The following is a 25113-nucleotide window of genomic DNA, read 5'->3' as shown; positions in this document are numbered from 1 at the left end:
CATTAGTGCACCGACTAAGCGTGAAAGTGATCGCGCACGAATTAACGAACAGATCAATGTACCTGAGGTACGCTTAATTGATGTCGATGGTAATCAGGCAGGAATTGTATCAACACGTGAAGCCCTGCGCGCTGCGGAAGAAGGTGGCTTGGACTTGGTGGAAATTTCCCCAACAGCCAAACCTCCGGTATGCCGTATTATGGATTATGGAAAGTTTCTCTTTGAACTGAGCAAAAAACAAGCTGAAGCTAGAAAAAAGCAAAAGCAAATTCAGGTTAAAGAGCTGAAATTCCGTCCTACGACGGAAGATGGAGATTATCAGGTCAAGCTACGCAACCTGATCCGTTTCCTCAATCATGGTGATAAGGTCAAGGTCACACTGCGTTTTCGTGGTCGTGAAATGGCGCACCAAGAGCTAGGTATGAAGATTCTTGAACGTATTCAACAGGATACTGTTGAAGTTGCTGTTGTTGAACAACACGCAAAACGTGAAGGAAGACAATTACTGATGGTATTATCGCCCAAAAAAACTAAGTAGCAGAACAAATGCGGAGTAATATGTTATGCCGAAGTTAAAATCACATCGTGGAGCGTCCAAACGCTTCATTAAAACAGCAAGTGGTCGAGTAAAACGCCGTGGCGCTTACAGAAACCATATTCTCACCAAGAAGTCTACAAAGCAAAAACGTCAATTGCGCGTTGGGGCTAGTAGTTTGAAAGCATGCGATGCACGTTTAGCAGAACGTATGTTGCACGGTAGTTAAGGGGAGAATAGAAAATGCCAAGAGTTAAACGTGGTGTGACTGCCAAAGCGCGTCATAAGAAAATAATGGCCCAAGCGAAAGGTTACTACGGTGCCCGTAGTCGTACCTATCGTGTTGCCAAACAAGCAGTAATTAAAGCGGGTCAGTATGCGTACCGTGATAGACGCCAGAAAAAACGTCAATTCCGTGCATTATGGATTACTCGTATTAACGCACAAGCTCGTGAATGCGGATTATCATACAGCCGTTTAATAGATGGTTTGAAAAAAGCATCAATTGAACTAGATAGAAAGGTTCTAGCTGATCTAGCCGTTCACGATAAAGTTGCATTTGCTGCCGTTGCCGAACAAGCGAAAGCTGCATTAGCAAAATAATTGTTTTAGCCTGACTGTACCAACAGTTAACTAGAGCAACTATAAAATGTAATTCCTAAGGAGGCTCAGGCCTCCTTTTTACTTGTGGGTATAATTATGCAGGATATCACCGCGATACAAGAACAAGCTTCAGACGCAATTAATCATGCACAAGATGTTGCTGCTTTAGAATTAATTCGTGTTGATTTTTTAGGTAAAAAAGGCCAATTAACTGAAATCCTAAAAGGATTAGCTCATTTATCAGCTGAAGAAAAGCCTAAAGTAGGGCAATTAGTCAATCAGGTGAAACGCGACATTACTGCACTGATTGAAGCGAAAATGTATGAGCTCAAAGAAAAGCAATTATTAGAGAAACTAGCTGCAGAGCAAGTGGATGTGAGCCTTCCTGGCCGTAATAAATACAGCGGTTCATTACATCCTGTAACCCAAGTAAAACATCGTATTAATGAATTTTTTAGTCGTTTAGGATTTGATATCGTTGATGGTCCTGAAATTGAGACTGAGTTTTATAATTTTGAAGCCTTAAATATTCCCGGGCATCACCCCGCACGTGCAATGCACGATACCTTTTACTTTGGTGATGGCCGTCTATTACGAACTCATACTTCACCGGTACAAATTCGGACCATGGAGCAACTTAAGCCACCATTTCGTTTGATCGCTCCAGGACGTGTTTACCGTTGTGACTCTGATTTAACACATACACCAATGTTCCATCAAGTGGAAGGTTTGCTTATCGATAAGCAGGCTACTTTGGCGGGACTAAAGGGTCTATTGCAAGACTTTTTCGCTCATTTCTTTGGACGTGAACTCGCATTAAGATTCAGACCCTCTTATTTCCCCTTTACTGAACCTTCTGCTGAAGTAGATATTGAATGCACCCAGTGTAATGGTAAAGGTTGTCGTTCATGTAAGTTCACTGGTTGGTTGGAAGTATTAGGTTGCGGTATGGTGCATCCCAATGTTTTAAGAGCGGTCAACATTTCTCCTGACGATTATCAAGGTTGGGCCTTTGGAATGGGAATGGATCGGTTAGCCATGTTGTATTATGGGATCGATGATCTGCGTATGATGTTTGAAAATGATTTTACTTTCTTAAGTCAATTTTAATTTGGTGGTAAGGACTATAAATGAAATTAAGTAAATTATGGTTACGTGAATGGGTTAATTTCTCATTAACAGAACAAGAATTAGCCGATCAATTAACAATGGCTGGCCTGGAAGTCGATGCAGTAAGCCCTGTAGCTGGAGAATTTACCCACGTAATCGTTGCTGAAGTTCTTAGTACTAAGCCGCATCCTGATGCCGATAAATTAACTTTATGCGAAGTAAACATTAATACCGATACACCCCTACAAATTGTTTGCGGTGCATCTAATGTGCGCGCGGGCTTAAAAGTTGCATTGGCAATGATGGGTGCGGTTTTACCTGGCGGCTTTAAAATTAAAGAATCCAAGTTGCGTGGCCAACTCTCTCAAGGAATGTTGTGTTCAGTAGCTGAGCTGGGAATGGCAGAACAATCTGAGGGTATTCTGGAGTTAGAACATGAAGCTCCTGTAGGTATGGATCTGCGTGAATACTTAGGTTTAGACGACCATGTTTTTGATGTTGATTTAACGCCCAACCGTGCGGATTGCTTCAGCGTTTTAGGTATTGCTCGAGAAGTTGCGGTATTAAATAAATCACCTTTGCTAGAGAAGTCGATTTCTGAAGTCGCTCCGAGCATTGATGACCTATTGTCAGTGAAGTTACAAAATCCAGAAGCTTGCGCACGTTATTGTGGCCGTATTATTCGTAATATTAGCCCACATGCAACTACTCCTGTATGGATGGGAGAGCGTCTACGTCGCGCCGGTGTGCGCTCCTTACATCCCGTTGTTGATATTATGAATTACGTGATGCTGGAACTGGGGCAGCCTATGCATGCCTTTGATCTAAGCACCATTAACGGCGAAATTAATGTTCGCTTTAGTAATGTAAACGAACAATTGGAATTACTCGATGGGCAAGAACTTAAGTTCAATGAGAGTGTGTTAGTTATTGCTGATCAAGAAAAACCTTTAGCGATGGCTGGTGTTATGGGGGGCGCGCATAGTGCCGTGCAAGAACATACAACAGACGTATTTCTTGAAAGTGCATTCTTTAATCCCATCACTATTGCGGGTGTTGCTAGAAAATTTGGCTTATTTAGTGATTCATCACAACGTTTTGAGCGTGGTGTGGATCCTTATTTACAAAGAAAAGCGCTTGAACGTGCTACCGAGCTGGTTCTGGCCATTGTTGGCGGAAAAGCAGGTCACGTCATTGAAGCAAATAATAGTGCCCACATACCCGCTACAGTGAGCTTCTCTTTTGATACAGACAAAGTAAAGCGGTTGACAGGTCTTAATATTTCCCGTGAAGAAATGAAAAGCCTGTTGCAGGGAATTGGCATTACAATTGACAATGAACAGGGTACGGTTTTTGAAGTGACGGCACCATCACATCGTTTTGATATTCAACAAGACGTTGATTTGGTCGAAGAAATTATTCGTCTTTATGGGTATGACAATTTAAAAGCTGAGCCGATGCAGGCTTCTGTACAAGCAGGAACAACTTGTGCTAATGAAGAGATTGCTACGCGGGTGGCTCGTTGGTTTAGTGGGAATGGCTATAATGAAACGATTAGTTATAGTTTTGTGGATCCACAGCTGCAAGAAGAGCTTTATCCACAATGCCAAACCATGCAGTTATTAAATCCTATTTCATCTGAATTATCGCAAATGCGAGTAGGTATGTGGCCTGGCTTAATTGCGTCAATGATTCATAATGTGCATCGTCAACAACAGTCCGTAAAGTTTTTTGAAGTTGGGGTAGTGTTTGACATTAAACAACAACAATTAACTGAGCGTCCTTGTGTGGCGGGGCTTATGATGGGCTCTTTTGGCGAGCTAAACTGGAGTGAAACGAGTCGTACCTTTGACTTTTTTGATTTAAAAGGTGACTTGCAATCCTTGTTTGCGGCATTAAAATTAAATCGAGTTGAGTTCATTGCGGCATCTCATTCTGCATTGCACCCGGGACAATCTGCTGAGATTCTGGTAAATGGTGTATTTGCTGGATGGATCGGCGCCTTGCACCCGCGCTTGCTGGATGCTTTAGATTTACAAGACGATGTGTTTTTGTTTGAATTAAATTTAGATGCACTCACTGGCCATGATGCGCCTCGTTATCGACCCATTTCCAAATATCCGCAGATTCGTAGAGATTTGTCGTTTTTAGTGGATAAACAAATTAGTGTGATGAAGATTGAGTCGGCAATTAGAGCCGTGAGCAACGAAAACTGGTTAAAAGCCTTTGATGTATTTGATGTGTATACTGGTCAAGGTATTCCAGAGGGTAAGAAGAGTTTAGCCGTTGCAATGACATTACAAGATGATGGTAGAACATTAGTTGACGCTGAGATCAATTCTCTAATCAGTGCTATAATCAAAGCGTTAGAAAATGAATTTTCAATCATATTGAGGGAATAATCGTGAATGCACTTAGCAAAGCAATAATGTCTGAAACCTTGTGTGATGAATTAAATATGTCCAAAACTGCTGCCAAAGAAATGGTCGAAAATTTTTTTGAAGTATTAAGACATGCGCTGGAACATGGTCATCATGTAAAGTTATCAGGCTTTGGTAATTTCACTCTAAGGGATAAGCCACAAAGACCTGGTAGGAACCCTAAGACGGGTGAAGAAATACCTGTTGTTGCCCGCAGGGTTGTTACATTTAAATCTGGTTTGAAGTTGAAAACCAAAATTGAAGAAATAGGAAAGTAGATCGTTGACTTATTATTCGAAACATGTACTTTTATGCACTAACCAGAAGGCTGCAGGCAAGCAATGCTGCGCTAACTCTGGTGGTGAAGAGTTTTTTACTTACATGAAATCACGTTTGTCGGAACTGGGGATGCATGGCCCGGGGAAAATTCGTGTGAGTAAATCAGGGTGTCTTGGACGTTGTGATTTAGGGCCTTGTGTTGTTATTTATCCTGAAGGTGTGTGGTATACCTATTCATCCTTTGCTGATATTGACAAAATCATTGATTCACATTTAATTTCTGGGGTTATTGCCCAGGAATTAGCTATTGATCCTGAGCACATATAAATTACTTATGTGCCTATGATGTATGTTTAATCGCGTCAATTAAGGAAAAAATCATAGTCTGGGCTGAAAAGCTCAGGACGATACTTTGATGCTGCTTCGTTGCTGGGCTTTAAAGCCTGGCCTACAGTTGAGTACTAAGATATTTTCTTTGAGCCGATGTTATGAGGTGAATGCGTACATTGTTTTTAGTTCAGTAATTAAGCATCTGTATTTTTGTTTCTTTAACTGAGCAATATTTTTATAGTGGTTTTATCACACAGAATTTGTTATATTTACGCGGATTTATTTATTTGTTTGTAAATTTTTATCCTTTTTACTTGTAGGATGTTTCTGTTTTGGTTAAAATCGCCCGTCCATGATAGAAGATTACTAATTTAGGCAGTTCGGAGTTCATTTAATGAAGACATTTAGTGCCAAAAGCCATGAAGTCAAACGTGACTGGTTCGTGGTTGATGCCAGCGATAAAGTTTTAGGTCGCTTAGCTACTGAGATTGCCCGTCGTTTACGCGGAAAACATAAAGCTGAGTATACCCCCCATGTTGATACTGGTGACTACATTATCGTCACAAATGCAGAAAAAGTTACTGTGACTGGTCGCAAGTTCAAAGACAAAATGTATTACCGTCACACAGGTCACCCAGGTGGTATCAAATCAGATAGTTTTGAAAAATTACAGGCTAGAAATCCTGCTCGGATTATCGAATTAGCTGTAAAAGGTATGTTACCAAAAAATCCTTTGGGTCGTGAAATGTATCGTAAGCTGAAAGTATATGTTGGCAGCGAGCATCCACATACTGCACAACAACCCAAGCAACTTGATATTGAGGAATAAGTATTATGGCTGAAATGAAGCAATACTATGGCACTGGCCGTAGAAAAAGTTCAACAGCTCGTGTGTTTTTGCGTCCTGGTAAAGGTGAGATCAAAGTTAATGGTCGCACTTTGAAAGAGTATTTCTGCCGTGAAACTTCTTGCATGGTTGTGATGCAACCGCTAGAAACTGTTGATTTAGTTAACAAGTTTGACATCTATATTACTGTTGTAGGTGGTGGTGTTTCTGGTCAAGCTGGTGCAGTTCGTTTAGGTATCGCAAGAGCATTAGTTGTTTATGACGAGCATGGTTTAGCTGAAGATGCAGAGCCAAACCCAGATTCATTCCGTAGAAAGCTTCGTGCTCGCGGACTGTTAACACGTGATTCACGTCGTGTTGAAAGAAAGAAAGTGGGTCTACACAAAGCACGTCGTGCTACTCAGTACTCCAAACGTTAATCGTTTATTGGACACAAAAAACCCCGCAGCAGCGGGGTTTTTTATTGGCGTTGTCGCCAACGAGGGTATACAGATTTGTATGCTTAGTCATTGCGAGCCGTGGCGAAGCCACCCAGGGCTTCTGGGTTGCTTTACTTCGTTTGCAATGATGCTAGTTTTATTGCCTTAAAAAATTAAGGCTGTGAATATTGCCAAAGATGAGCTTGGTTGAGCGCAACCAAGCGATACTAATATCATTTTGAGGTGCTCTCATAATGAGTGAAGTTACCGATTCAAAGCCAGAAACCGATAATGCTGTCGATGAAAGCAGACGTCGCTTTTTACTGGGCACTACATGTGTTTTAGGTGGTGTTGGCGCCTTATGTGCTTTAACTCCTCTCGTATCGTCTTGGTTACCCAGTGCTAAAGCACAAGCTGAGGGTGCACCTATTCAGGTGGATTTAAGTAAAATGGAGCCTGGTGAGCAAGCGGTAGTTGAATGGCGTGGTAAACCCGTGTGGATTATTCGCCGCACCCATGAAATGTTGCAACGGCTTAATGAAAACACCACTCAGCTAAGAGATCCTCAATCCCTCACCGCCCAACAGCCTGTCTATGCTCAGAATATACATCGTTCACTTAATCCTGAGTATTTGGTCTTAATTGGTATTTGTACTCACCTGGGGTGCTCGCCAAAATATAAACCGACACTTGGAGAGTTGGGGCCGGAGTGGCCGGGTGGCTTCTTTTGTCCTTGTCATGGTTCTACCTTTGATCTTGCTGGGCGTGTATTTAAAAATGTACCGGCACCGATAAATATGGAAGTGCCGCCTTACTATTTTAAGGATAAGTATACTTTAGTTATAGGGCAGAATGGTGAAACTTAGAGGTTCACCTAAAAGCCCAGCCTACTTGATAGCGATTAGTTGTTCAGAGATGCAATTAAAATAAAAAAGACCGTCATGCGAAGGCAGTGAAACAAACCAGTATGGAGTTTTAACAAGGCATCGTGCTGTTGCTGCGCCAGGGCTTGCAATATCGAAATTAGATACTCTATGGACTATGGATATTGGTACCGCAACACCGGTATTACTACTTCGTCTAAGGCGGATAACGTTCGTGATGATTTTAGAGAAAAAGAAATGAAAAGATTATTTAAGTGGTTGGATGCGCGTTTCCCATTATCCAGTACTTGGAAACAATATTTTAGTGAATATTATGTACCCAAGAATTTAAATTTTTTCTACTTTTTTGGCTCTATTGCCTTGGTCGTCTTAGTCAATCAGCTAATTACGGGTTTATGGCTGACAATGTTTTACACGCCCAGCTCCGAACAGGCTTTTGCTTCTGTGGAGTACATCATGCGTGATGTAAACTATGGGTGGCTGCTCCGCTATATGCATTCTACGGGCGCTTCTGCATTTTTTATTGTGATTTATCTACATCTATTTAGAGGCCTGCTCTATGGCTCTTATCAACGGCCACGAGAGTTGGTCTGGCTCTTAGGTATGTTACTTTATGTTTTACTTTTAGCCGCGGCATTTTTAGGCTACTTGTTGCCTTGGGGACAAATGTCTTATTGGGGGGCTGAAGTAATTACTTCTTTGGTTGGTGGTATTCCTTACATAGGACACAACTTGGAAATTTGGCTCCGGGGCGATTATTCGGTGACGAATGCGACGCTGCAACGCTTTTTTGCTTTGCATGTTATCGCTATCCCCTTACTTTTATTGCTCCTGACTTTCTTGCATATTGTTGCTTTGCATCAAGTCGGCTCTAATAATCCAGAAGGCATTGATATAAAAAATAACTTAGATCAAAAAGGCAATCCAGTTGATGCTATTCCTTTTCATCCGTACTACATTGTTAAAGACTTAGTGGGGGTGTTGGTCTTTATGTTCCTCTTTTTTGCCGTGGTATTTTTTGCCCCAGAGATGGGGGGCTACTTTTTAGAGTACAGTAATTTTGTTCCCGCCAATCCTATGCTAACCCCAGATCATATTGCTCCCATGTGGTATATGTCACCATTTTATGCCATCTTACGGGCTATTCCTGATAAACTTTTAGGGATTATGGGCATGGCAGCCGCGGTCGCCATATTGTTCTTTTTACCGTGGCTAGACCGTAGTCCGGTGCGTTCCATGCGTTATAAGGGGCGTTTTTCACGGATCATGTTATTCGTGGGCGTTAGCGCCTTTTTAATTTTGGGCTATTTAGGCACCATTCCGGTAAATCCTCCACGCTTACTGAGTGCGCGTATTTGCGCTGTTCTTTATTTTTCCTACTTTATTTTTATGCCCATTTATACCCGTTGGGAAGTTACGCGCCCTGTTCCGCTGCGGATAGGGGGCTAATTATGTTAAAACAAAAAGTACTTCTCGTTGGGCTCTTAGGATGCATATGGGCCTCCATTTCGGAAGCTCAATCCGTCGATAATAAGTCTAGCTTACAGCGGGGGGCTAAACTGTTTATGAATTATTGTTCTGGCTGCCATTCATTAAAATATTTGCGTTACAATCACATGGCGGAAGGCATCGGTCTTGTTGGCTTTGATGGGCGTGTTGATAATGAGTTACTGAAAAACAATCTTATTTTTACGGAAGCTTCAGTGAATGATCCCATTCGTATTGCCTTACCTCCTGAGGATGCGAAGCAATGGTTTGGTGTCGTACCACCGGATTTATCTTTAGTTGCTAGAGAAAAGGGATCCGAATGGCTATTGGGCTATTTAAAAAGCTTTTATAACGACAATTCCAGACCTTTTGGGGTGAACAATTTATTGGTGCCAGGTGTTGCCATGCCGAATATCTTAGAACCTTTAATTGGTGAAATGATCTTGGTGCGAGCAACTCAAGAGCATGTGGCACATTTATCGTTGGTTAAAGAGGGGGAGCTTTCTGCGGCTCAACTTGATAGCCTAGTGCAGGACTTAGTTAATTTTCTTATTTATGTTGGTGAGCCTACACAACTGGCTCGTTACCAGCTAGGTTATTATGTACTGGCGTTTCTTCTGGTGTTTTTATTGGTGGTACTAGGCTTAAATCGCCTGTACTGGCAAAAAATATCATAGTTTAGATAACAAAGTAACCCAAAAGGTTAAAAATATGGTAAAATGTTACGTTTGTACTGTCGGGTAGGGATATTGAGTAATGGCTCAACATATCCTTCGAGAATTATTACCCCTAGGTGCCTTACCGTTTTTCATGAAATGATAGGAGTTGCTCATGGCAATTGTTGCAAAGCGCACTATAATGTCTTTATTTTCTGATATTGATGATGTGTACAGTCATCAGGTTCGTATCGTTTTGGCTGAGAAAGGAGTTAATGTTGAAATTCTCCCTGCCAAGCAAAATGAACCCAGTGCTGATCTTTTAGCTCTGAATCCTTACGGCACAGTGCCAACTCTGATTGATAGAGAGCTTGTACTGTATGAACCACGCATTATTATGGAATATTTAGATGAGCGTTTTCCTCATCCTCCATTACTGCCTGTATATCCAGTTGCTCGTGCAGAAACACGTAAAATGATGCATCGCATTGAGCATGATTGGTATTACTTAATGAATCAAATTTTAAGAGATACTAATGTTGAAGCAGCAAGAGCAAACTTATTTGAAAGTTTAACTAGCTTAGATCCTGTTTTTGCTGACAAGCCTTATTTCTTAAGCGATGAGTTTTCTTTGTTGGATTGTGCGCTTGCTCCTTTATTATGGCGTTTACCTCGTTTAGGTCTTGATATTGGACCTGAATATAAAGGATTAATTGCATACATGCAGCGCTTGTTTAAACGTGAGTCGTTTCAAGTTAGCTTAACTGATGCTGAGCGACAATTAAGAGCGGCATAAACATGACTATGACATCAAACAAACCTTATTTAATTCGTGCTTTTTACGATTGGATCGTAGATAACGGATTAACGCCCTATGTTTTGGTTAATACCGCCTATGCGGGTGTACAGGTTCCTCATGAGCACATCGTTGAGGCACGGATTGTGTTAAATATATCTCCAGCAGCCACTCGTGGATTGTTATTAGAAAACGATCGTATCGTATTCACCGCACGTTTTTCAGGAAAAACAGAGCAAATTTTTGTTCCTCCTAGTGCGGTATTAGAGATTTATGCCAAAGAAAATGGTCGAGGTATTGCGTTTGAGCTTGAAGAAGAACCACCGACTCCGCCACCTGCAACCGCTGGTGCAGATGTCGCTGCGGCTATGGCTAAAAGTAAGCCATCGTTAAAGTTAGTTAAGTAAGTTGTAGCCTGGGCCAGATATCGTTCTGAACTCTTCTCTCATTCTTGCGACGTGCTGCAGGCCGTTAAGTAAGAGAGTAAAATTGAGAAAAGATTTTTAGCACGATGTTTCATCCAGGCTCATCGTTTCAGTTCAAACCCGGGTATGCCAACAGCCCAATCGTTATCGGAGCAAACAGGTGATTAAACCAGAGAATGCCCTTTACCGTTGTGAACACATCAGAGCTTGCGAACAACAAGCCACGTCTTTATATCACCTCGATGAAAATGAGTTAATGTCTCGAGCAGGGGCAGAGGCTTTTGCTCGTATTAAAAAGCTCTATCCCCAAGTAAGGCACATTGCCGTATTTTGTGGTTCAGGTAATAACGCCGGTGATGGTTATGTGGTGGCTCGACTAGCACATGAAAACGGATTGGCGGTGACGATTTATCAGGGCAAAGCTTTAGCGGATCTTCCGCATGCCGCGCAATATGCCGCATTAATGGCTCTTGATGCGGGAGTCGAATGTCAGCCCGTGGATGAGCCTATTGATAGTGAGGTTGAACTCATTGTCGATGCCTTGTTAGGGATTGGCTTGCAAGGTCCAGTGCATGGATTAATGGCTTCAGCAATTAATCAAATTAACGACAGTGGCATACCGGTGGTGTCTTTAGACGTTCCTTCCGGGCTTAATGCCGATACGGGCTGTGTGGAGAATCTTTGTGTTAAAGCATCCGTTACTTTAACCTTTATTGCATTGAAAGCCGGACTGTATACTGCAGACGCCCTTGATTATTGCGGTGATATTTATTGTTGCTCCATTCAATTAGATGCTTGGGTCGCCAAGCAGCAACCAGCTGCATCTCTGTTAGAGCCAATTCATATTGGATTACCTTTAGCACCCCGCAAAAAAAATTCTCATAAAGGTGATTACGGTCATGTGCTGGTGATTGGTGGAGGGCTGGGCATGCCTGGAGCGATTAGTCTGGCGGCTAAAGCGGCTATGCGTACTGGTGCGGGTTCGGTCAGTATTGCCACCTTGCCGGAGCATGCAAAGGGGGCTTTAGCTTTAATCCCCGAAGCGATGGTCTGGGGAGTCCATTCTGCATGCGAGTTGCAGCCCTTACTAGCCAGAGCTAGCGTTTGCGTTATAGGCCCGGGTTTGGGCGATAGTGATTGGGCGGTTAGCTTATTTTTAGCAGCGATTACCTCGCAACTACCTATGGTTATTGATGCTTCCGCATTAAGACTCTTGGCAGAACATCCTCAGATGGATGATAATTGGATTTTAACGCCACATCCTGGTGAAGCCGCTGCATTACTTTCTTGTTCTACAGAGCAGGTGCAACAGAATCGCTACCAGGCTGCTGCCAAAATTCAACAGCAGTATGGGGGAGTGGTGGTATTGAAAGGAGCTGGTTCGATAATCCAAGCCCCTGAGCAAAACACCTATGTTTGCTCTAAAGGCAACCCCGCGATGGCCAGTGCGGGCATGGGGGATGTTTTAAGCGGCATTATTGCCGGTCTTTGTGCTCAAGGTATGTCCTTACCTGAGGCTGCTCGGTGTGGGGTTTACGCCCATGCGCTTGCAGGAGACCAAGTTGCTTACGCGCAAGGAGGTGCTGGGTTATTAGCGAGTGATTTGTTTGACGTTTTACCTTATGTACTAAATTACTGTGAATGAATTAAATAAAGTGCTTATTTTAGATTTGCCTGACGAACAAGCCAGCGAGCAGTTTGCCTGCCAATTGGCTTCTTCTCTTAGTGCCCCTCTTATCCTCACATTTAGTGGCGACTTAGGGGCTGGAAAAACAACGATTGTGCGTGCGATGTTACGCAGTTTAGGGGTGCAATCCGCAATTAAGAGTCCCACTTTTTCGCTGGTAGAAAGTTATCCTTGTGCGAATGGAGCAATCCATCATTTTGATTTATATCGGATTCACCACGAAGAAGAATTAGAATATTTAGGCTTTCGCGATTATTTTACGAAAGAGAGCATTTGCTGTATTGAATGGGCTGAAAAAGCAGGAAGAGCGTTGCCTAAAGTAGATATTCGTTTTAATTTAAGTATAAAAGGGGTTGGACGCGAGGTGCAGATTATTGCATCCAGTGATGCTGGCCAAAGAATTTTAGCTTGCCTCTCAGGGGAAATATGATCTTACGCTCATGGTCTTTATTGCTCGTGCTGTTTTTTAGCTCGGTAGGGGCCTTCGCAGGCCAACTCAAGGCAATTGCCTTACAACAACAAAAGAATCAAACGTCCCTTTTTTTTACGCTTGATGGGCCGTTTATGCATAAGCTATTTGTTTTGTCGCAACCGCACCGGGTAGTTGTTGATTTAAAAGACACGCAATTAGCAACAGATTTAAATCATCCAAGTTTAACTAATGCACTTATTCGGCATATGCGTACAGGAAATGCCGACTTCAGAACCTTAAGATTGGTCTTGGATGTAAGTCAAAAAGTACAGGTTCGTTCTGCTCCTTGGCAACCTCCTGGGGGGATCTATGGGGTGCGTGTTGATTTAATATACACACAAGAGCCTGTTGCGGTGACCACAATCGCGGCTCCTGTGCCTACTGCTCCTGCTTCCGTCCCTATTTCGCTTACGGTAAAAGCCCCGGTAAAACCTATCCTCGCGCGCCAAGCACCTGTTAAAGTAAGTGCAGGTCCTACGAAGGCACTGCGGGATGTAATTGTGGTCCTAGATGCAGGACATGGGGGGAAAGATGCTGGAGCACGCGGCCCTCATGCATCTAAGGAAAAGGATGTCGTTTTGGCGATTACCCTTAAATTAAAACGCCTTATTGATCAGCAACCCGGAATGCATGCAGTGCTCACTCGCTCTGGTGATTATTATGTGGGACTCAGGGAGCGTTTAGATATTGCCCGTAAATACAATGGCGATATCTTTGTGGCGATCCACGCGGATGCCTTCCATAATCCGCATTCTAATGGTGCTTCAGTCTTTGCCTTATCGCAACGAGGAGCAACTAGTGAGGCGGCACATTGGCTCGCTGAAAAAGAAAACTATTCTGAATTGGGTGGCGTGAATTTAGGTGAGTTAGATGATCGCAATGGAGTTGTGCGTTCGGTATTAATCGACTTGTCACAAACTGCAACGATTAATGCGGGCTTAGAAATGGGCAAACGTGTTTTAAATCAGTTAGGCGGTTTTGCGACTTTGCATAACTCCCGGGTGGAACAGGCTCGTTTTGTGGTGCTTAAATCCCCCGACATCCCTTCAATTTTGGTGGAGACTGGATTTATTTCCAATCCGCGAGAAGAACGAAATCTCACCAGTTCTGCTTATCAGTTGCGTTTAAGCCAGGCAATTTTCCAAGGAATAAAAGGCTATTTCTGGGAAAACCCACCCCATGGTTCACGCATTGAGGCGATGGTGGCGAGCAAGTTTCATTTAGTACGTGCCGGCGAAACCTTACCCGCAATTGCTGCTCGTTATCGAGTGACGGTAAATGCATTGCAGGCAGCGAATCATTTACGTGGAGTAACTTATCTTAAGCCTGGGCAAAAATTAGTGATTCCAGCGGCATGGGCATGAGAATACACCAATTACCACCATTAATTGCCAACCAAATCGCTGCGGGTGAGGTCATCGAACGACCGGCATCCGTAGTTAAAGAGTTGCTGGAAAATTCTTTGGATGCAGGGGCTGATGCGATTACCATAGAGGTTGGTTATGGTGGCCTGAATCAAATCAAAATCAGTGATAATGGCATGGGTATTGTTGCGGACGATTTACCCTTGGCAATTGCCGCGCATGCCACTAGTAAAATCAATACCCTCAATGACTTATATGCGATAGAGAGCATGGGCTTTCGGGGTGAGGCTTTAGCCAGTATTGCTTCGGTAGCCAAAGTAACGATTAGCTCCCGACCTGCAACCCAAGCTACAGCAATGGCTCTAAGAGTGCAGGGTACGGAAATGTCGATCACACCTTGTGCCCGCAATCAGGGTACCACCATTGATGTGGTTGATTTATTTTTTAATGCACCTGTGCGTAAACGATTTTTGAAAGGCGAAAAATTAGAGTTTCAAGCCATCGAAACCGTGGTTAAACGTTTTGCCTTAAGTGCTCCCGGTATTGCCTTAACCTTAAAGCATAATGGAAAGCAGATTTTGGCGCTTCCGGCTGCAATCAATGAACCAACGCGCTTAACCCGAATGACGCGGATTATGGGCAGCACGTTTATGAAGAACGCTATTTATTTAGACGTGGAACGGGGCGCGATGCGGCTTTATGGATGGATTAGCGGTACAGGATTTCAACGTAGCCAAAATGATCGGCAATGGGTTTATATTAACCAACGTATGGTCAAAGATAAATTAATTACTCATGCAATTAAGCAAGCTTATGATGAGTTGCTATATCCAGGACGTTTCCCTGCCTGCGTGCTGTATTTTTCTATTGAGCATGGCGAAGTAGATGTTAATGTGCACCCCACCAAGCATGAGGTGCGTTTTCAACAGCCACGTTTAGTCCATGATTTTTTTACTTCCCAGCTGGGAGCTGCATTGCGCTTGGTTACTACGGAGCCAGTGTTTGAACCAAAACCAGAAAAAAACTATCAACCGAACTATGAAATAGCGGTGCAATCTGCCAAAGAAATTTGTGAGCCTTATTCGCAATTGGAGTTGTTAAGCAGAGAACCTCCACGCCAAGAAACAGATGTATCATGGGTCATTTTAAATAATCAGTATATTCTAAGTTTTATACAGCAAACCCCCTTTCTCATTAACCTGCTCGCTTTACATCAATATGCCGTGCAGGAGCGTTTGGCGCAACAAGCCTTACCGTGGGCAAGCCGTCCTTTATTGGTGCCTATTCGTTATAGATTAGAACAGCAATTAGTCGCCAAGATAACCGACCTAAGTGCAAGCCTCGAGCAATTAGGTATTCGCTGTGAACTTTCAGGAGTAAACGAAGTGCTAATTCGTACTATTCCTATAAGCGTTCCTTATTTGGATTTGCGTTTATTTTTGGATGCGGTGGCGGCTATAGAGGAATGGAGTTTAGAACAGCTGAGTGAATTAATGAGCCAGTCACAAGTTTTTGACCCAAGATTATTAAGTCGTGAAGAAAAAATTGAATTGAATCAGATATTTGCTAAGATTCAGGGAGGAGAAAATCAGAAAGCCGGGCTTTTTAAAGCCTTAACAATTGAACATTGTCAGAGTTTGTTACATGTCTAAATTGATTTTTTGTTTAATGGGACCCACCGCTTCAGGAAAAACCGCTTTAGCCATTGAATTGGTCAAGCAGTATCCTTTTGAAATTATTAGCGTTGATTCTGCTATGATTTATCGTGATATGGATATTGGTACTGCTAAGCCCTCTCCAGAGGAATTGCAAGCAGCGCCACATCATTTGCTCGATATTAAAGACCCAACAGAAACTTATTCTGCCGCACAGTTTTGTACGGATGCCACCTCTTTAGCAGAGACCATTATCCAACAAGGTAAGATTCCTTTATTGGTCGGTGGGACTATGATGTATTTTAATGCATTACAGCAGGGTTTATCAGCTTTACCGGAAGCTAATCCTGAACTACGGCAACAATTGGAGGTAGAGGCCGCTCAGTATGGATGGGGTGCTTTACATCAAAAGTTAGCTCAAGTGGATCCTATCGCAGCCCAACGTATTCATGCTAATGACACGCAAAGAATTCAGCGTGCTTTAGAGGTTTATTATTTAACCGGGACTTGTTTATCTGATTTCTTAGCGCAGCAACAAAAAGAAGGGGCCGCGTATACCTTTGTCAATGTCATGCTTTTCCCCGAACACCGTGCTTGGTTGCATGAACGCATCGCATTGCGTTTTGAGCAAATGTTGGCACAAGGCTTTATTGACGAAGTACGACGAGTACAGCATAAATGGAATTTAACGACCAATATGCCTTCCATGCGTTGCGTAGGTTATCGCCAAGTATGGGATTATTTGCAGGGGACTGATGACTATCCTTCGATGCGGGAAAAAGGCATTGCTGCTACCCGTCAATTAGCGAAACGGCAATTAACTTGGTTGCGGCATTGGGAGGAGGGAATGCGTTTTGATCCACAAAATACAGCTTTTACTGATGAGGTTATGGCGAAAACTGGGGAAATATTAGATAATCGCTAAATGTTTCGTGGTGCATTGCACTTGATTCTTTGCCTCTTCGAATGAATATGGGGTATTTTTTAATTGAGGAACACAATGTTAAAAGAACAACTAGAACCAGCAAGTACGAAAAAAAATTATGTAGTACACCGTGATCAATTACCTTTAAGTTGTCCTACAGATGATATGGTGTTGTGGAACGCGCATCCCAAAGTTTATCTACCCATTGATAAAACTGGCGTAGAAGTTTGTCCTTATTGTGGTTCGCGATTTGTATTACAGAATGATTGATTCTATTTGTATTGTTCGATTATCTGCTTTAGGTGATGTCCTAATGGCGGTCCCGCTCATCAGGACATTGCAAGCCAGTTTACCGCATGCCAAATTGACTTGGATTATATCCCGTCCTGCTTTTGATTTAGTCGAAGGCATGGATGGTGTTGAATTTATCGTAATCGACAAGCCTCATCGTTTAGCAGATTATTGGCGTTTTAAAAAACAAATGAGTGGCCGTGTTTTTGATGTTTTGTTGGCTCCTCAAGCGAGTTTGCGCACTAATTTTCTCTATCCTTTTATTAAAGCGAAACGTAAGATTGGCTATGATGAGCATCGAGCTAATGATGGTCATGGCTGGTTTGTCAATGAGCGTATTACTCCAGGCTTTGAACATACTTTAGATGGTTTTTTAAAGTTTGCAGAAGCGTTAGGCATCAAGGAAAAAGTGATTCGGTGGGATTTACCGATTTCGCCCGCGGATTACGAATGGGCGGATCAGCATTTGCCGAAAAAGGGTCCTATTTTGGTGATTAACCCTGCGGCAAGCAAGCCAGAGCGCAGTTGGCCTGTCGCGCGTTACATCGATGTATTGCATCAAGCTCAGGAAAAATGGCAGGCGCAAGTGGTTATTACCGGCGGCCCTGGTGATTTCGATAAACAATTAGCTGAGCAAATCTTGCAAGAGATTCCCGCCATTAATTTAGCTGGAAAAACAAAGCCCAAGCAATTACTGGCATTGATTAGCAAAGCCACAGTGGTTCTTTGTCCTGATACGGGACCATCGCATATGTCCACTGCGGTAAACACGCCGGTTATTGCCTTGCATGCGGTAACTAATCCACTTATTTCTGGTCCTTATCTTTTTCAACATTTAGTAGTGGATCGCTATCCCGAAGCTGCAGAAAAAATTTTAGGCAGTGCCTCTGTTGAGGAGGTTTGGGGGCAGCATGTACATGGCGATGAAAGCATGCAGCTTATTTCGGTTGACGAGGTAATGGATAAGCTGGCGGAAGTTTTATCTTAAAAGCTGCTGGAGCAATCGTAGTGAGGAAGCAGCGCGTTTAGCGCTGCTTCGCATTAGACTATTTGCCTGAGAGATTAGATTACTATCGAGGTGAGTTTATCGGGGCTTCCGAATCGTTTCTGGGCGATGGTTCTGGTTTAAAAATAGAGAATATACTGATTTTGTCTTCTTTACGGGGGCTTAGTACAGCGCCATCTTTTCGGACAATCACTCCTGAGAATTTTTCAGTCAAGAATAACTCACTTAGTTTTTCGATAACATCAGGTCTATTAAACGATGGTATTTTACTGTCATCATAGGTGGGTGTTATTGAGCTTATAGGCTTTAATTGTAGCCCTTTTTCAATTGCCGTATAGAGTTCGATTCGGAGTGCTTCATCTTGTGTTACTGCCTCAAACATCGCTGTTGCTAATGATTGCTCCTCTAGTTGTTGGTCAATCCATATGGCTTGGGGCTTCGATTGTTTTTCATTGGTATTCTTTAATGGAGAATTCAATGCCTGTATCGCAGTTGAGATCGTCTTATACCAGGTTTTTAATGCGATGAGCTTCTCTTCACAGAGTGTATTATTTTCTGTTTGTAAATTAATCGCGCCCAATGTATTTAGGTTGTCTAATGTTAAATTTTTTTCCGCCTCTGCAAGAATTAGCGGGCAAATAAAACGCAGTACGAAGGGCGTCATGAGGGTGCGCATCAGAGTGCCGTAGTCACGTTTTACCTCGCTTCTGCTTAATAAATCATAGTAAGCACATTTTATGATTTCTTGCATTAATGGCGGAATGTTTTCCGGAGCAAGTATTTGTTTCACTGCACTGGTAAAAGCGTGTTGTAAGGCATTAATATCTTGTTGCGCCGCAGAAAAGTTCTTCGCTGTAAACTGTATGGAGTCGCGTTGCTTAATACTAATCTTGTCAATTGCTGGTCTTAACATAAAAACCGTATCCCATACGAGCTTTCGGTACTCTTTAAGGCTGGGTTGAGCCATGTATTGTTGCAGTAAGGTATAAATGAGTTGATTGCCTCGACACCACTTTTCGTAGGGATCTAATTTGAATACTTCAGCAAACACATGAACTAATTCGGGCTCACTTAGATTTTCAAATAATGTTTTGGCGATGTCGTGATGCTCTTTATCGCTTGCGGCATTAAGGGCCTGAATTCCCCAGGAATATCCTTGAGTTGCTAGGGCAATTACAAATTGCGAAGTCTTTTCGCTATCACAGGCAAAGAAGTCATCAAAATAAGTGGTCAGGTTATCTTCTTGTAATGGTCGTGGTGAATGTGGCGATAGTAGGGATGGCTTGGTTTTTGAGGATGAAGCTACGGCGATATTAAGAGCAGGAACATTTTTATAAAAGCTAAATTTTCTTGGGCGCTGCTGCTCATATTTAGCTCTTAATTGAGCGCTGCCAGAGGAGCTGGGCTTCTCTTCCTGCGATGAGGATTCCAGGTCTGAACTCACTTCATCATTGAGCTGAAGATTAAGCGCATCCATTAATTGCTTTTGTACATGGGCTACGATATCAGCAAAAGAAAATGCTGTTCTCTTGCCTTCTTTAATTTTCTTATAGGTTTTTTCACTCGGCTTAAGAAGTTTTTCAACATCAATTTTGGAGTTTAATTTGCCCAGTAACGCGTTTAATTCTTTTTTGGCGAGTTGGTATGTTGTTTTAAGAGAGTCTTCGGCGGTGTTTTTCGTTTTGCTATGAGCATTTAGGCCCTTTAGCTCGCTGGTTACCAAGGCTTGCTCCATAGTTTTTTTTAGTTCTTCCAGACGTTTAAGCTCGGGCTTATCATTCTGTTTCGCCGCATCAATAGCAGTTTTTAGAACCGCAACTAAGAGCTGATATTTTTCATGGATGTTCAAGTGCATTTAGAATCTCTGTGTATCTGGAATAAAAGGTTGCATTATACATCAATAAGGTTAAAAAAAGAACTGGCCATTGCTTGTGCAGTTGTTGCTCGTGTTAAGTATTCGAAGCACCGAGTTACACTCGCCCTGGCGAAAAAGGTAGTGCCCAAGCAATCTTGGAGTTCGATGCAGGGAACCCCTGGGTTGCTTCACTTCGTTCGGCAATGACTGCATTTGAATGTAACTGAAAAAACTCCAGTGAATTTATTATCTTATCATTGCTGTAAAAGTTAGAGATAGCCATTCGACAAATCCATTATTGTTGGGCTAGTGTATCCACTGCTTCCTGGTATAATGTCTCAACTAATTTACTCGCACTCATGCTGCGAATTAAATTGACTCCTTGACCCGCCCAGAGGGATAAAAATTCTGCCTTATCCAATTCCGCAGCTTTTTTCCTGATATCACGTGTAAATGCGTTTTGTGCGGGGAAGGGTAAAATGGGGGAATGTTCCATTTCCTGCATAAAACGGTTGGGTATTCCGCGTGCCCAACGTCCGGAAAATACGCGAGTGAGTTGGGTATCTTGAGCATGATTTAATGCCTCTCGATAGGGCGCTGAAGTCCCTGCTTCATCGCATAAAAGAAAAGCCGTACCCATTTGTGCTGCTTGCGCACCTAGGGTTAGAACGGCAACAATACCACGACCATCCATAATACCCCCGCTAGCAATCACAGGGATATGTAGGTTTTGTGCTAGGAGGCGAGTTAAGACAAAGGTCCCAATTAAAGAGTCATGTTGCTCTGCAGTAAAGGTCCCACGATGCCCACCGGCCTCTGCACCTTGAGCAATTACGGCATCCACGCCATATTCTTGTAAGAGTAATCCCTCTTCTACTGTGGTTGCGGTACCTATAGTAAAGATTTCTTGTCGGCGACATTCTTGCAACAGTTCTTTTTTAATGAGTCCAAAGGTATAGCTTAATACCGCAGGACGACATCGCAATACACTGGTGAATTGCTCTTCAAAATTTTCGTTAAAGGGTGCTTGCACGGAAGGATCATTGAGACCAAGCTCCTGGCGGTAAGCTTGGGTTGCGTTGCAGGCCGCGTCAATCTCGGTTTGATTTAAGGTGGGGGTGCGTGCGGGCGCAAATAGATTCACACCAAAGGGGCGTTGAGTGAGTTTTTGAGTTTCTTTAATTGCTTGCTCAATACTTTGCGGAGATAAATAAGCTACTCCTAAAGAGCCTAAACCACCGGCATTAGACACAGCAGCAACTAAGGCCGGAGTTGTTGGTCCCCCGCCCATAGGAGCTTGGATAAGGGGCCATTTTATGTTTAACTGCGCACAGAATGAATTGTGGAGCAGGGTATTGGACATAAGGTGTCATCCTTTTCATTAAGGTTTAGTTTGTTTCCCTTCTAATCAGCAAATCATTAAAAAAGTAATTAATACGCTGCTCTAACCAGCATTTCGAATGGTGTTTATTTTTGCCGGTAATAAAACCTACATGCCCCCCATGTTTGCTTAATTCCAGTACTACATTTTCGGATAGCTCGTCTACACCAGGAATGGTGGTTGGTGTCATAAACGGGTCATCTAAGGCATGAATAATTAAGGTGGGCACGGTAATTCCGCTGAGGTATTGTCGAGAGCTTGCCTGTTGATAATAATCGTCCACACTGGCAAAACCATGTAAGGGGGCGGTGATTTGTTGATCAAAATCATAAAGTGTTTTTAAGCTCAGTAAGCGCTCTTCAGAAATGGGTAATTGGCAATTTAGAATGTCTAGTTTTTGCAAAAACACCGCCCGTAAACGCTGTAATAAATTCGCTTGATAAACCCGTGCGAATCCCTTATTGATGTGATGCACCACATCATGTAATTGAAAGGGCACGGAAACCGCAACAGCCGCACCAATTAAGGCTTCGGAGCCAGACTCCCCCAGCCATTTCAACAACACATTACCGCCAAGAGAAATACCAACCGCAGCCTTTTGAGTTTTAGGTTCTCTGGTTTTTAACTGCTCAAGGACATAGGATAAATCGGCGGTGTCTCCTCCATGATACGTACGAGGCAGACGATTGGGTTCACCACTCGCACCTCGAAAGTGCATGAGCATCCCCCGGTAACCGGATTTATTAAATGCGGCCAGTAGTCCCGCTACATAGGCTGAGTTAACACTTCCTCCTAAACCATACAGTAAGACTACCAGTGGAGCTTCCGAGCTGAGTCCATTAATTGCCCAGGCGAGATCAATAAAATCACCGTCGGGCAATTCAATGCGCTCATGAAAATCTATCGGTGCCTGTAAACGATTAGTTAGCGTACGATATAAGGTTTGGCCATGTTTATTTGTTAGCCACCAAGCAGGTTTGAATTCACTATGAATAATCACGATACAACATCCAAAAAGTTATTCTTATTTATTTAGTATAAATTTAAAACAATAAGAAATAAAATCCGTAGTGCTCTCTTTGAGGCTATTCAGCAGTAAATTTACAATCCATCAATGAGATAGCCTTAGTTTTATTTATCCACTTATGACCCAGCCAAATGCCTAAAAACAAGGGAATGCAGATGTAGGAAATGAGTAAACCATACCAATCAATAGGATTGGCGACGAGTGCCGAATAGTTTTGTCCACCAATGACAATCGTGCATAAAATAAAAGCACAGATAGGGCCAAAAGGATAGCCTTTGGCGACATAGGGTAGTTTGGACAGGTCTCTTCCCTGACTTACATAAGCTTTGCGAAAACGATAATGGCTAATGGCAATCCCCATCCATGCAATAAAACCGGAGAGGCTGGTGGCATTGAGTAACCAAAAATAAACCGTACCATTGCCAAATACTGACGATAAAAAGGCTAAAATGGTGATGCTACTGGTTAAGGCTAAAGCATGAATTGGTACGCCCCGACGATTGACTGTGGAAAAAACTCGCGGCATATGGCCTTCTTTAGCTAGATACCACATCATTCTGCTGCTGATATACATGCCGGTATTGGCGGTAGATATAATCGCAATTAGGATAACTCCATTGACGATACTTGCGGCAAAGCTTTCATGATATTGCTTGAGCACCAAGGTAAAGGGGCTAGTTATCACATCTTCGGTGGCCAGTTGCGGTGCGTTGTAGGGCAATAACAAGCTAATAATGAAAATGGATAAGATATAAAAGATTAAAATCCGCCAGAAAACCATCTTAATGGCTCTGGGGATATTTTTACGGGGATTACTGCTTTCGCCCGCGGCGATGCCAATGAGCTCAGTACCCTGAAACGAAAAGCCAGCCACTACAAAGGCACCAATGATCCCGCTCCACCCTCCATGAAAAGGGCCATCACCAATGTACCAATTGTGAAAGCCACCGGTGTGGTGCCCGACAACTCCTGTAACGAGCAGAAAGCCGGTAATGATAAAGAGCACGACCACGGTAATTTTAATAAATGACAACCAGTATTCTACTTCCCCAAAAGTTTTGGTTGAAATGGCATTAAAGCCAATGATTAAAAAGGAAAAAATAGAGCACCAAAGGAAGGGGGAGCTGTCGGGAAACCAATAGCGCATAATTAAGGCTGCAGCGGAGATTTCGGAAGCGATATAAATGGCATAGCTATACCAATAGTTCCATCCCAAAGCATAGCCTAATGATGGGTCACAAAATTCGGAGGCATAAACATAGAAGGAGCCGGTGGTGGGCATGTATGAGGCCATCTCGCCTAGACCCGTCATCAAAAAATAAACCATAATGGCCATAGTACTGTAGGCAAGCAAGGTGCCTCCCGGGCCTGCCAAGGCTAAGGCACTACCACTGGCTAAAAAAATCCCGGTACCAATTGAGCCCCCCAACGTTATCATGACTAAAACTCGAGCACTAAACTGTCGTTGTAGAGTGGGTTCTTGGGCTAATTCATCCTGCATTATCAATCCTTGTATTTTGAGCGTAAAAGCGCTCAGCATTTTTAGAGGCATCAGCCCTTAGTCATTAAGAAACTCACACAGCAGACGCTGAAAATGATGCGTTCCTTGCTCTTTGGAGGGGGAGAAACGTCCAGAATCATAAAAACGGGAGCGGATACCTTTTTGTACGGACTCCACTATAGCTTCATCTTCACGCTCAACCTTATCGAGATCTCCTCCTGCTCCTTTGCCCAATTTAGCCTCATCCAAAACATAGGTAAAGAATGAAACTTTGGTCAGCTCTGGTCCCAGGGGTTTGACTACGTTAACAGAGCATCCCCAAGGGTAGAAATTGAGCATGGTATTAGGGAATATCCAATAGTAATAGGCTGCTACTTGTTTGCCATAGTCGGGTGAGTCTTTAGGTATATCAAAGCACTCCTCTCCGGGACTGGCTAAAGCCAGTTGTAAATTACAATAGGGATACAATTCCGTGGTGTAGGTGGTGCAATCAATTACTTTTCTTAAGGAATGATGTACGAAGGGAATGTGTAAAGCCTCAAGATAATTTTCGCAGTATAAAGCCCAATGTGCTTTGACCAGGTAATCTCGAGAACGATTACTATCCAGGCGCATTTTCTCCATAGGCAACCAATAAAGGCGCTCTTTTATTTCCATAAATACCTCATTGAATGGTATTTTTGGGCTTAATGAGGCGAAAAGAAAAGGGGATAGTTCACCAAAAGGGATTGACGGTAAATTATCTCTTGTGGAGGGAAAATGGCAGGCTTTTTCAAATTCCGGCATATACAAAAACTCCCCTCCTAAACTAAAGCGACGGCCATGGTAGGAGCATTTAATTTTTTCGGCAGTACAGGGGGCATCAATAAGAATATTTCCACGATGAGTACAGACATTACTTAAGCAGTGCAGAACCTCGTCATGAGCGCGCACAAATAATAAGGGTTCATCCAAAAGTCCTGGGAGCATGGTGAAGGGAATTAATTTTGCCTCTAATTGTAAGTCTTCAGTACTCAAACAAAACTGCCAGGTGGTCGCGAATATTTTTTCTTTTGCTTCCTCGTACCAGTCTACAGAGGTATAGAACTGGGCGGGCAGGGTGGATGCTTTTTCAATGTCTGGGTCCACGTACAATCTATTCATTACAAAATCCCTTA

Annotated in this window: 27 protein-coding genes; 21 read left to right on the top strand and 6 right to left on the bottom strand. The window is 42.9% G+C overall.

All coding sequences use genetic code 11. The features are described from left to right. The first annotated feature begins 1 nt into the window (after position 1). The 21 genes from infC to ACD661_RS12955 all read left to right on the top strand — a co-directional run bounded on the left by infC (position 2) and on the right by ACD661_RS12955 (position 18174). Positions 2–538, top strand: coding sequence for a translation initiation factor IF-3 (infC, locus tag ACD661_RS13055; protein WP_400188332.1), 537 nt, complete (start codon positions 2–4; stop codon positions 536–538). A 25-nt stretch (positions 539–563) separates the two neighbouring features. Continuing rightward, positions 564–764 (top strand): 50S ribosomal protein L35, encoded by a 201-nt coding sequence (gene rpmI / locus ACD661_RS13050; RefSeq protein ID WP_252580873.1) that lies wholly within the window; start codon positions 564–566, stop codon positions 762–764. Positions 765–778: 14 nt separating this feature from the next. Then, positions 779–1138: a 50S ribosomal protein L20 gene (rplT, locus tag ACD661_RS13045; RefSeq protein ID WP_400188303.1), complete on the top strand. Its 360-nt coding sequence runs from the start codon at positions 779–781 to the stop codon at positions 1136–1138. A gap of 96 nt (positions 1139–1234) precedes the next feature. Then, positions 1235–2248 carry a phenylalanine--tRNA ligase subunit alpha gene (gene pheS / locus ACD661_RS13040; RefSeq protein WP_400188302.1) on the top strand — a complete coding sequence of 338 codons (1014 nt, stop codon included), beginning with the start codon at positions 1235–1237 and terminating at the stop codon, positions 2246–2248. 20 nt (positions 2249–2268) lie between these two features. Continuing rightward, the gene (gene pheT, locus ACD661_RS13035) at positions 2269–4650 is read left to right on the top strand and encodes a phenylalanine--tRNA ligase subunit beta (protein ID WP_400188301.1); all 2382 of its coding nucleotides are present in this window, start codon (positions 2269–2271) and stop codon (positions 4648–4650) included. A gap of 2 nt (positions 4651–4652) precedes the next feature. Next, positions 4653–4946: an integration host factor subunit alpha gene (locus ACD661_RS13030; protein ID WP_165485130.1), complete on the top strand. Its 294-nt coding sequence runs from the start codon at positions 4653–4655 to the stop codon at positions 4944–4946. Between the two features lie 4 nt (positions 4947–4950). Next, a complete protein-coding gene (locus tag ACD661_RS13025; RefSeq protein ID WP_400188300.1) occupies positions 4951–5274 on the top strand; it encodes a (2Fe-2S) ferredoxin domain-containing protein in 324 nt (107 codons plus the stop codon). Positions 5275–5671: 397 nt separating this feature from the next. Then, entirely contained in the window at positions 5672–6106 is a 435-nt protein-coding gene (gene rplM, locus ACD661_RS13020) for a 50S ribosomal protein L13 (RefSeq protein WP_252580880.1), read from the top strand. Positions 6107–6111: 5 nt separating this feature from the next. Next, positions 6112–6543 (top strand): 30S ribosomal protein S9, encoded by a 432-nt coding sequence (rpsI, locus tag ACD661_RS13015; RefSeq protein ID WP_400188299.1) that lies wholly within the window; start codon positions 6112–6114, stop codon positions 6541–6543. Positions 6544–6797: 254 nt separating this feature from the next. Continuing rightward, on the top strand, positions 6798–7409 hold the full coding sequence (gene petA / locus ACD661_RS13010; protein WP_400188298.1) for a ubiquinol-cytochrome c reductase iron-sulfur subunit: 612 nt from the start codon (positions 6798–6800) through the stop codon (positions 7407–7409). 255 nt (positions 7410–7664) lie between these two features. Beyond that, positions 7665–8876 (top strand): cytochrome b, encoded by a 1212-nt coding sequence (locus ACD661_RS13005; protein ID WP_400188331.1) that lies wholly within the window; start codon positions 7665–7667, stop codon positions 8874–8876. Between the two features lie 2 nt (positions 8877–8878). Then, positions 8879–9592 carry a cytochrome c1 gene (locus tag ACD661_RS13000; protein WP_400188297.1) on the top strand — a complete coding sequence of 238 codons (714 nt, stop codon included), beginning with the start codon at positions 8879–8881 and terminating at the stop codon, positions 9590–9592. Positions 9593–9746: 154 nt separating this feature from the next. Beyond that, positions 9747–10367, top strand: coding sequence for a glutathione S-transferase N-terminal domain-containing protein (locus ACD661_RS12995; RefSeq protein WP_400188296.1), 621 nt, complete (start codon positions 9747–9749; stop codon positions 10365–10367). 2 nt (positions 10368–10369) lie between these two features. Further along, the gene (locus ACD661_RS12990) at positions 10370–10774 is read left to right on the top strand and encodes a ClpXP protease specificity-enhancing factor (RefSeq protein WP_400188295.1); all 405 of its coding nucleotides are present in this window, start codon (positions 10370–10372) and stop codon (positions 10772–10774) included. Positions 10775–10952: 178 nt separating this feature from the next. Further along, the gene (locus ACD661_RS12985) at positions 10953–12437 is read left to right on the top strand and encodes an NAD(P)H-hydrate dehydratase (RefSeq protein ID WP_400188294.1); all 1485 of its coding nucleotides are present in this window, start codon (positions 10953–10955) and stop codon (positions 12435–12437) included. Continuing rightward, the gene (gene tsaE / locus ACD661_RS12980; protein ID WP_400188293.1) at positions 12430–12909 is read left to right on the top strand and encodes a tRNA (adenosine(37)-N6)-threonylcarbamoyltransferase complex ATPase subunit type 1 TsaE; all 480 of its coding nucleotides are present in this window, start codon (positions 12430–12432) and stop codon (positions 12907–12909) included. The genes ACD661_RS12985 and tsaE overlap by 8 nt, the downstream gene beginning before the upstream one ends. Beyond that, the gene (locus ACD661_RS12975) at positions 12906–14315 is read left to right on the top strand and encodes an N-acetylmuramoyl-L-alanine amidase family protein (protein ID WP_400188292.1); all 1410 of its coding nucleotides are present in this window, start codon (positions 12906–12908) and stop codon (positions 14313–14315) included. Before tsaE ends, ACD661_RS12975 begins: the two co-directional genes overlap by 4 nt. Beyond that, the gene (mutL, locus tag ACD661_RS12970) at positions 14306–15967 is read left to right on the top strand and encodes a DNA mismatch repair endonuclease MutL (RefSeq protein ID WP_400188291.1); all 1662 of its coding nucleotides are present in this window, start codon (positions 14306–14308) and stop codon (positions 15965–15967) included. Before ACD661_RS12975 ends, mutL begins: the two co-directional genes overlap by 10 nt. Then, positions 15960–16895 carry a tRNA (adenosine(37)-N6)-dimethylallyltransferase MiaA gene (miaA, locus tag ACD661_RS12965; RefSeq protein WP_400188290.1) on the top strand — a complete coding sequence of 312 codons (936 nt, stop codon included), beginning with the start codon at positions 15960–15962 and terminating at the stop codon, positions 16893–16895. Before mutL ends, miaA begins: the two co-directional genes overlap by 8 nt. Before the next feature lie 75 nt (positions 16896–16970). Then, on the top strand, positions 16971–17165 hold the full coding sequence (locus ACD661_RS12960) for a zinc-finger domain-containing protein (RefSeq protein WP_133136772.1): 195 nt from the start codon (positions 16971–16973) through the stop codon (positions 17163–17165). Continuing rightward, complete coding sequence (locus tag ACD661_RS12955; RefSeq protein WP_400188289.1) at positions 17158–18174, top strand: glycosyltransferase family 9 protein; 1017 nt, start codon at positions 17158–17160, stop codon at positions 18172–18174. Before ACD661_RS12960 ends, ACD661_RS12955 begins: the two co-directional genes overlap by 8 nt. A gap of 82 nt (positions 18175–18256) precedes the next feature. Here the strand turns inward: ACD661_RS12955 and ACD661_RS12950 are convergent, their stop codons facing one another. The 6 genes from ACD661_RS12950 to ACD661_RS12925 form a co-directional block, all read right to left on the bottom strand. Continuing rightward, complete coding sequence (locus ACD661_RS12950; RefSeq protein WP_400188288.1) at positions 18257–20047, bottom strand: hypothetical protein; 1791 nt, start codon at positions 20045–20047, stop codon at positions 18257–18259. A gap of 115 nt (positions 20048–20162) precedes the next feature. Further along, positions 20163–20330 (bottom strand): hypothetical protein, encoded by a 168-nt coding sequence (locus ACD661_RS12945; protein WP_400188287.1) that lies wholly within the window; start codon positions 20328–20330, stop codon positions 20163–20165. Positions 20331–20342: 12 nt separating this feature from the next. Continuing rightward, positions 20343–21410, bottom strand: a complete 1068-nt coding sequence (locus ACD661_RS12940; protein ID WP_400188286.1) for an NAD(P)H-dependent flavin oxidoreductase — start codon at positions 21408–21410, stop codon at positions 20343–20345. A gap of 25 nt (positions 21411–21435) precedes the next feature. Further along, on the bottom strand, positions 21436–22428 hold the full coding sequence (locus ACD661_RS12935) for a hydrolase (RefSeq protein ID WP_400188285.1): 993 nt from the start codon (positions 22426–22428) through the stop codon (positions 21436–21438). Positions 22429–22513: 85 nt separating this feature from the next. Continuing rightward, on the bottom strand, positions 22514–23956 hold the full coding sequence (locus tag ACD661_RS12930) for an amino acid permease (protein ID WP_400188284.1): 1443 nt from the start codon (positions 23954–23956) through the stop codon (positions 22514–22516). Between the two features lie 57 nt (positions 23957–24013). After that, on the bottom strand, positions 24014–25099 hold the full coding sequence (locus tag ACD661_RS12925) for an SRPBCC family protein (protein ID WP_400188283.1): 1086 nt from the start codon (positions 25097–25099) through the stop codon (positions 24014–24016). Between the last annotated feature and the right edge of the window lie 14 nt (positions 25100–25113).

Source organism: Legionella lytica (assembly GCF_044626755.1).
In the GTDB taxonomy this organism is placed as follows: Bacteria; Pseudomonadota; Gammaproteobacteria; order Legionellales; family Legionellaceae; genus Legionella; species Legionella lytica_A.
The sequence above is the reverse complement of the archived record's forward strand: the minus strand, read 5'-3'. Positions and strand labels throughout refer to the sequence as shown.

Bases quoted from the DNA above. Each gene is read 5' to 3' on its own strand.
- rpmI (WP_252580873.1), top strand. From the start codon at position 564: ATGCCGAAGTTAAAATCACATCGTGGAGCGTCCAAACGCTTCATTAAA.
- rplT (WP_400188303.1), top strand. From the start codon at position 779: ATGCCAAGAGTTAAACGTGGTGTGACTGCCAAAGCGCGTCATAAGAAA.
- pheS (WP_400188302.1), top strand. From the start codon at position 1,235: ATGCAGGATATCACCGCGATACAAGAACAAGCTTCAGACGCAATTAAT.
- pheT (WP_400188301.1), top strand. From the start codon at position 2,269: ATGAAATTAAGTAAATTATGGTTACGTGAATGGGTTAATTTCTCATTA.
- rplM (WP_252580880.1), top strand. From the start codon at position 5,672: ATGAAGACATTTAGTGCCAAAAGCCATGAAGTCAAACGTGACTGGTTC.
- rpsI (WP_400188299.1), top strand. From the start codon at position 6,112: ATGGCTGAAATGAAGCAATACTATGGCACTGGCCGTAGAAAAAGTTCA.
- petA (WP_400188298.1), top strand. From the start codon at position 6,798: ATGAGTGAAGTTACCGATTCAAAGCCAGAAACCGATAATGCTGTCGAT.
- ACD661_RS13005 (WP_400188331.1), top strand. From the start codon at position 7,665: ATGAAAAGATTATTTAAGTGGTTGGATGCGCGTTTCCCATTATCCAGT.
- ACD661_RS13000 (WP_400188297.1), top strand. From the start codon at position 8,879: ATGTTAAAACAAAAAGTACTTCTCGTTGGGCTCTTAGGATGCATATGG.
- ACD661_RS12995 (WP_400188296.1), top strand. From the start codon at position 9,747: ATGGCAATTGTTGCAAAGCGCACTATAATGTCTTTATTTTCTGATATT.
- ACD661_RS12990 (WP_400188295.1), top strand. From the start codon at position 10,370: ATGACTATGACATCAAACAAACCTTATTTAATTCGTGCTTTTTACGAT.
- ACD661_RS12975 (WP_400188292.1), top strand. From the start codon at position 12,906: ATGATCTTACGCTCATGGTCTTTATTGCTCGTGCTGTTTTTTAGCTCG.
- mutL (WP_400188291.1), top strand. From the start codon at position 14,306: ATGGGCATGAGAATACACCAATTACCACCATTAATTGCCAACCAAATC.
- miaA (WP_400188290.1), top strand. From the start codon at position 15,960: ATGTCTAAATTGATTTTTTGTTTAATGGGACCCACCGCTTCAGGAAAA.
- ACD661_RS12960 (WP_133136772.1), top strand. From the start codon at position 16,971: ATGTTAAAAGAACAACTAGAACCAGCAAGTACGAAAAAAAATTATGTA.
- ACD661_RS12955 (WP_400188289.1), top strand. From the start codon at position 17,158: ATGATTGATTCTATTTGTATTGTTCGATTATCTGCTTTAGGTGATGTC.
- ACD661_RS12950 (WP_400188288.1), bottom strand. From the start codon at position 20,047: ATGCACTTGAACATCCATGAAAAATATCAGCTCTTAGTTGCGGTTCTA.
- ACD661_RS12945 (WP_400188287.1), bottom strand. From the start codon at position 20,330: ATGGCTATCTCTAACTTTTACAGCAATGATAAGATAATAAATTCACTG.
- ACD661_RS12940 (WP_400188286.1), bottom strand. From the start codon at position 21,410: ATGTCCAATACCCTGCTCCACAATTCATTCTGTGCGCAGTTAAACATA.
- ACD661_RS12930 (WP_400188284.1), bottom strand. From the start codon at position 23,956: ATGCAGGATGAATTAGCCCAAGAACCCACTCTACAACGACAGTTTAGT.
- ACD661_RS12925 (WP_400188283.1), bottom strand. From the start codon at position 25,099: ATGAATAGATTGTACGTGGACCCAGACATTGAAAAAGCATCCACCCTG.